This is a genomic window from Trabulsiella odontotermitis, from assembly GCF_001188485.1.
GTDB lineage: Bacteria > Pseudomonadota > Gammaproteobacteria > Enterobacterales > Enterobacteriaceae > Trabulsiella > Trabulsiella odontotermitis_A.
In genome coordinates, this window is record NZ_JNGH01000064.1 from 23,606 (window position 1) to 29,605 (window position 6,000).

6 protein-coding genes and 2 pseudogenes are annotated in these 6,000 nt (G+C 56.5%); all 8 read left to right on the forward strand.

The features are described from left to right. The first annotated feature begins 193 nt into the window (after nt 1–193). The gene (gene phnC, locus GM30_RS05565) at nt 194–1,000 is read left to right on the forward strand and encodes a phosphonate ABC transporter ATP-binding protein (RefSeq protein ID WP_193391772.1); all 807 of its coding nucleotides are present in this window, start codon (nt 194–196) and stop codon (nt 998–1,000) included. Nucleotides 1,001–1,029: 29 nt separating this feature from the next. Then, complete coding sequence (gene phnD / locus GM30_RS05570; protein WP_049847818.1) at nt 1,030–1,971, forward strand: phosphonate ABC transporter substrate-binding protein; 942 nt, start codon at nt 1,030–1,032, stop codon at nt 1,969–1,971. Between the two features lie 62 nt (nt 1,972–2,033). Continuing rightward, nucleotides 2,034–2,871 (forward strand): annotated as a pseudogene (gene phnE / locus GM30_RS05575) (phosphonate ABC transporter, permease protein PhnE). Further along, nucleotides 2,868–3,770 carry a phosphonate ABC transporter, permease protein PhnE gene (phnE, locus tag GM30_RS05580; RefSeq protein ID WP_049847819.1) on the forward strand — a complete coding sequence of 301 codons (903 nt, stop codon included), beginning with the start codon at nt 2,868–2,870 and terminating at the stop codon, nt 3,768–3,770. Before phnE (GM30_RS05575) ends, phnE (GM30_RS05580) begins: the two are co-directional and overlap by 4 nt. Nucleotides 3,771–3,861: 91 nt before the next feature. Next, a pseudogene (locus GM30_RS05585) lies at nt 3,862–4,790 on the forward strand (catalase family peroxidase). Next, nucleotides 4,787–5,251 carry a cytochrome b gene (locus tag GM30_RS05590; protein ID WP_049847820.1) on the forward strand — a complete coding sequence of 155 codons (465 nt, stop codon included), beginning with the start codon at nt 4,787–4,789 and terminating at the stop codon, nt 5,249–5,251. Before GM30_RS05585 ends, GM30_RS05590 begins: the two are co-directional and overlap by 4 nt. 9 nt (nt 5,252–5,260) lie before the next feature. Further along, nucleotides 5,261–5,770: an RNA polymerase sigma factor gene (locus GM30_RS05595; protein WP_049847821.1), complete on the forward strand. Its 510-nt coding sequence runs from the start codon at nt 5,261–5,263 to the stop codon at nt 5,768–5,770. Next, the coding region (locus tag GM30_RS05600; protein ID WP_420802250.1) for an anti-sigma factor family protein at nt 5,767–6,000 on the forward strand (234 nt) is incomplete at its 3' end. The genes GM30_RS05595 and GM30_RS05600, both read left to right, overlap by 4 nt.

A 6,000-nucleotide genomic window follows, 5' to 3' on the forward strand; every position in this document is an offset into this window, starting at 1 on the left:
GAATTAAAACAACCGAATCTGACAGAAATATGACCAGGTGATTTTCAGGCGATACTGCGCTGCGTTCATCTTTTGTTCGCTTATTTGTCATTAAAGCGTCATCGATGACGTTGTTAATATCCCCGAATGACAACACTCTCTGGACAGCATAATGAACAGAGCACAAAACGTAATAAGTGAAAATGAACTGGCGATGCTGCCGCAGGTGAATTACCTGCGACCGCATAATAAGAAAGTGTTAAGCGTTAAGAACTTATACAAATCTTATAACCATCATTCGCCAGTGCTGAACGACATTAATTTCGATTTGCATGCCGGTGAAATGGTGGGCGTGATTGGCCGCTCCGGTGCCGGTAAATCAACGTTATTGCACGTGTTGAATGGTACCCACGCGGCAACGTCTGGCGAAATTCTGGACTACCCGGAAGTCGGCACGCCACGGGATGTTTCTGTCCTGAGCGGGCGAGAGCTGAACCGCTGGCGCAGCAAATGCGGAATGATTTTCCAGGACTTCTGCCTGGTGCCGCGACTGGATGTGCTGACCAACGTGCTGCTCGGGCGACTCAGCCAGACGTCGACTCTGAAATCGCTGTTCAAGGTCTTTTCAGAGGAGGATCGGGCGAAAGCTATCGAGTTGCTGGATTGGCTGAACATGCTGCCGCATGCCCTGCAGCGCGCAGAAAACCTCTCCGGCGGGCAGATGCAGCGCGTGGCGATTTGCCGGGCGTTGATTCAGAACCCGTCTATTCTGCTGGCCGACGAACCGGTCGCGTCACTGGATCCCAAAAATACCCAGCGCATCATGCGCGTGCTGAACGACGTCAGCGAACAGGGGATAAGCGTTATCGTCAACCTTCACTCACTCGATCTGGTGAAGGAATATTGCACCCGTGCCATTGGTATCGCGAAGGGCGAGATTATTTTCGATGGCGATCCTTCGCTATTAACCGATGACATTTTGCATACCCTTTATGGCGATGAAATCAGCCAGTTACATTAATTTCTTTCCTACGACTACGGACACGCATAATGAAAAAATCGATGACTCGCGCATTTCGTTTTTCCACCTTGCTGGCAAGCCTGGTATTTGCCTCACAGGTCAGTGCGGCTGAACAACCTAAAGAACTTAATCTTGGTATTCTTGGCGGGCAAAATGCGACGCAGCAGATTGGTGATAACCAGTGTGTGAAGCAATTCCTCGACAAAGAATTAAACGTCGATACCAAACTGCGCAACTCGTCTGATTATTCTGGCGTTATTCAGGGGTTGCTCGGCGGTAAAGTGGATGTGGTGCTGAGCATGTCACCGTCCTCCTACGCCTCCGTATATATCAGCAACCCGAAAGCGGTCGATATCGTCGGCATCGCGGTTGACGATAAAGATCAGTCCCGTGGGTATCACTCTGTGGTTATCGTGAAAGCGGACAGCCCGTATAAAACGCTGGAGGATCTGAAAGGCACCGCCTTTGGCTTTGCCGACCCGGATTCCACCTCTGGCTTCCTGATCCCGAATCAGGAATTTAAGCAGAAGTTTGGTGGCTCGGTGGACGACAAATACAAAAACCACTTCTCCAGCGTCACGTTCTCCGGCGGTCATGAGCAGGATATTCTCGGCGTGCTGAACAACCAGTTTGCCGGTGCCGTGACTTGGGCGTCGATGGTGGGCGACTACAATACCGGCTACACCTCCGGCGCGTTCAACCGCCTGATTCGTATGGATCATCCGGATCTGATGAAGCAAATCCGTATCATCTGGCAGTCGTCGCTGATCCCGAATGGCCCGATCCTGGTGAGCAACAGCCTGCCGGCAGACTTTAAAGCCAACGTCATCGCCGCCATCAAAAAACTGGATAAAGACGATCATGCCTGTTTTAGCAAAGCCATGGGCGGCGGGCAGCACATCGGCCCGGGCAGCGTCGACGATTTCAAACAGATTATTGAGATGAAGCGCGAGCTGGTTACCGCCCGCTAATCCCTGCCTGTCTGTTCCCCCGGCCTGTCTGCCGGGGGATTTTTTTAGTAATGAACCTGTGAGTGAAGATGCGAAATACCGAATTCGAACGCTACTTTCGGGAGATAAAACTACGCCAGACGCGGGATACCTTTACCTGGTCAATACTCCTGCTGGCACTGTACTTCGCGGCGGGGAACATCGCGGAATTTAACCTGCTGACCGTCTGGCGCTCGCTGCCGAATTTTCTCGATTACATCGTTGAAACCATTCCCACGCTGCATGTTTCCGTGCTGTTTGCTGATTCGCATACCAAAGGCTCGCTGGCCTACTGGGGTTACCGGCTGCCGATTCAGTTGCCGCTGATNCGGCGCCGCTGGTATTGCCACCATTTTCTCTTTTCTCGCCGCCAGCAACGCCTGGTCGCCCGCCTGGGTGCGCTATGGCATTCGGGCGTTAGTGGCTTTTTTACGCACCATGCCGGAACTGGCGTGGGCGGTGATTTTTGTGATGGCGTTTGGCATCGGCGCTATTCCGGGTTTTCTGGCGCTGATGCTGCACACCATCGGCAGCCTGACAAAACTGTTTTATGAAGCCATCGAAAGTGCGCAGGACAAACCCGTTCGCGGGCTGGCCGCCTGTGGCGCGACGCCGTTCCAGCGTATGCGATTCGCGCTCTGGCCGCAGGTGAAACCGATCTTCATCTCCTACAGCTTTATGCGTATGGAAATTAATTTTCGCTCATCAACCATTCTCGGGCTGGTGGGGGCAGGGGGAATTGGCCAGGAGCTGATGACCAACATCAAGCTGGATCGTTACGATCAGGTGAGCATGACGTTGCTGCTGATCATCGTTGTAGTTTCGCTGCTGGATATGCTGTCCGGCCGATTGCGCCATTGGGTGCTGGAGGGCAATAAATGACTACCCGGCAGTTAGACCCCGATCTTATGAGCCGTCGCCAGAAACATGCGCCACTCTACCGCGCACAGAATCGCTATTTGCGCCGCATTGGTCTGCTGGCGCTGGCGGTTGTGCTCTATTACGTCTGGTTTTTCCTGCAGTTTGGCCTTCCGCTGGCGCAGGTGTTTAACGGCGTGCAGGAACTGGGGCGCTATTTTCTGCGCATGTTCGTCTGGCGCGATTTCATCAACTGGCCGTTTCAGTATTACTTTACGCAAATCCTGGTCACCCTCGGGATTGTGTTTGCCGGGACCATGACCGCGACGGTAATCGCACTGCTGCTCTCGTTTCTCGCCGCGCGCAATATTATGCGCGGTCGTGTCACCCGCATTATCGCGCTGCTGATGCGCCGTCTGTTTGACGTGCTGCGCGGCATCGACATGGCCATCTGGGGGCTGATCTTCGTTCGCGCGGTTGGCCTGGGACCGCTGGCGGGCGTGATGGCGATTATTATGCAGGACACCGGTCTGCTGGGGCGTCTTTACGCAGAAGGGCACGAAGCGGTGGATCGCTCGCCGGGACGAGGCCTGATGGCGGTGGGCGCCAACGGTCTGCAAAAACATCGCTTTGGCATCTTTACGCAATCTTTCCCGACCTTTCTGGCGCTTAGCCTGTATCAGCTGGAATCCAACACCCGTTCGGCGGCGGTGCTGGGCTTCGTCGGGGCAGGCGGGATCGGTCTGATCTACGCCGAGAACATGCGCCTGTGGAACTGGGACGTGGTGATGTTTATTACCCTCATTCTGGTGGCGGTAGTGATGATCATGGACACGCTCTCCGCCTGGCTGCGTCGTCGTTATATCCTGGGAACGCCGATCCCAATGTTTGGGGAAAAGAAAACGTCGCCGGATCATCCTTGATTTTTGAACAGTAAAAATATTTTTCTCCCCCGGGAATAAACCTGCGACCTCTTCGTTTTATAGGTTCAATGTTTGCAGGGTGAGCGAAAATATGACAACCACTTCACTGACAACGGGCCAGAAGCTCGCGCGACTCGCGCTGGTCGGCCTGATCCCCCTCGTGCTGATCGTCCTGTTTTTGTGGGTCGGCGGCTGGCTGACGCCGCAGCGTCTGACCATGCCAGCACGATCTCGCGTGCGTCGGTGTTTGCGCCAGGCGAGACGCCGGTCGTCGGGCGCTTTGCGCTGGCGGGCGGTAACCCCGGCGCGCCGGATTATGCGGTGCCCGTGCGCAGCATGGCGCTGGCGTTTCAGTTGCCCGACGGCGAGCAGTGGCGCACCGGCATGAACGCGATGCCGTTTTTCCCCATCTCTTCCGTTGAGGATTTCTACGAACTGCAGGTGGCGTCGATGCCGGATCCGAAAACCGGCAAACCCGATCCGGAAAAATTTAAGGCGTTTGTCGCTAAACATCCGCAAATTGTGCCGTTCCTCGCCTGGGCTAAGCAGAACGTTCCGTCATCAAGCTGGGCCAGCGACCGCTTCAACGGCCTGAATGCCTTTCGTTTTATTAATCAGTCAGGTGAAACGCACCTGGTGCGCTGGAGCATGGTGCCGCAGACCGGGTATCAGCCGATCACCGCGGAAGATAAAAATGACGCTAATTTCCTGCAAACCGATCTACAGCAGCGGCTGGCGCAGGGGCCGCTGAAGTGGGATCTGATAGTGACCGTCGCCCATGCGGACGATGACGGCAGTGATGCGGCAAAAAGCTGGCCTGCCGATCGGCAAACCATTAACGCAGGCACGCTGGTGCTGACTANNCAGGCGCAGGGGCCGTGCAACGACATCAACTACGATCCGCTGATTTTGCCGGACGGCATCGCCGCCTCGGACGATCCCTTACTCAACGCGCGGTCCTCGGCCTACGCCAAATCCTACAACGCGCGCACCCGTGAACAGGCAGGAGAGCATTTATGAAACCGGTGACTCATTTTCATCCCGCGCTGCGTCTGCTGCACTGGTTAATGGCGGCGGCAATTCTGGCTATGCTGTTTATTGGCGTGGCGATGGTCGCCACGGTATCGTCGCTGCACAGCCTGCTGGTGGCGATCCACAAACCGCTGGGGCTGATGATCCTCGTGCTGGTGGTGGTGCGTCTGGGGTTGCGTTTCTCCACCGCCACGCCGCCGCTACCTGAATCCTTGCCCGCCTGGCAACGCGTGGCGGCACAGGCGTCGCACTGGGCGCTGTACGCAATGATGCTGGCGCAGCCGCTGATCGGCTGGGCGGTGCTGTATGCGATATTGCGCCCGCTGCATTCTCTGGTTGCGCTGGTGCTGTTTGCCACCGTAATGTTGCATCTGGCCGCGGCGTTACGCCATGCGCTGGTGCTCCGCGACGGGGTATTTGAAAGCATGTCGGGAACCCGCAGACGGTGAAGGAGTGTTATGTCACAGCTGACTGATGGCGAGATCCGACAGGTGATGCCGCACCTGCAACGTTTTGCGCTGTGGCTGACCCGCAACCCGCACAGCGCGGAGGATCTGGTGCAAAGCTGCCTGACGAAGGCGCTCATCCGCCAACCGCCAAACGAGGATGCGCACAGCCTGCGCGCCTGGCTGTTCACCATTCTCTACCGCCAGTTCATTGATGGTGAGCGGCGGCGCAAGCGCTACATGAAACTCCTCACCTTTTTTACCGGTGAGGAAGCGCTGGGTTATTCCACCGAATCGCTGGCGATAGCCGACGACACGCTGGCGCAGTTCGCCACGCTGCCCACCGACTATCGCGCCATTCTGTTGCTGGTGAGCGTTGAGGGCCTGAGTTATAAAGAGGTGGCTGAGACGCTGGATATTCCGCCCGGTACCGTGATGTCGCGGCTCTCCCGGGCGCGTAAGCTGCTCCATGAGAAATTAGAAGGTAAGGCAACGCCGTTACCGCTGAGGAGACTGAAATGACTTTGCCCCCGGATGAACACGATCTGCATGCCTGGATGGATGGCGAAGCGGATGCCGCGACCTCAGCGCGCGTGGAACGTTATCTGGCTGAAAACCCCGAGGCCACCGCGCAGGTGGATGGCTGGCGCCGCGACGCGCAGCAGTTGCGTCAGGCGATGCACCATCAGGCCGTCGCGCTGGATATCCCCGATCCGCACTTCCTGCGCCGCCGGGTGCGGCAACAGCGGCAG

What these genes read in the sequence shown, in the direction of transcription:
- phnC (WP_193391772.1), top strand. Translation starts at nt 194, where the DNA reads ATGCTGCCGCAGGTGAATTACCTGCGACCGCATAATAAGAAAGTGTTA.
- phnD (WP_049847818.1), top strand. Translation starts at nt 1,030, where the DNA reads ATGAAAAAATCGATGACTCGCGCATTTCGTTTTTCCACCTTGCTGGCA.
- phnE (WP_049847819.1), top strand. Translation starts at nt 2,868, where the DNA reads ATGACTACCCGGCAGTTAGACCCCGATCTTATGAGCCGTCGCCAGAAA.
- GM30_RS05590 (WP_049847820.1), top strand. Translation starts at nt 4,787, where the DNA reads ATGAAACCGGTGACTCATTTTCATCCCGCGCTGCGTCTGCTGCACTGG.
- GM30_RS05595 (WP_049847821.1), top strand. Translation starts at nt 5,261, where the DNA reads ATGTCACAGCTGACTGATGGCGAGATCCGACAGGTGATGCCGCACCTG.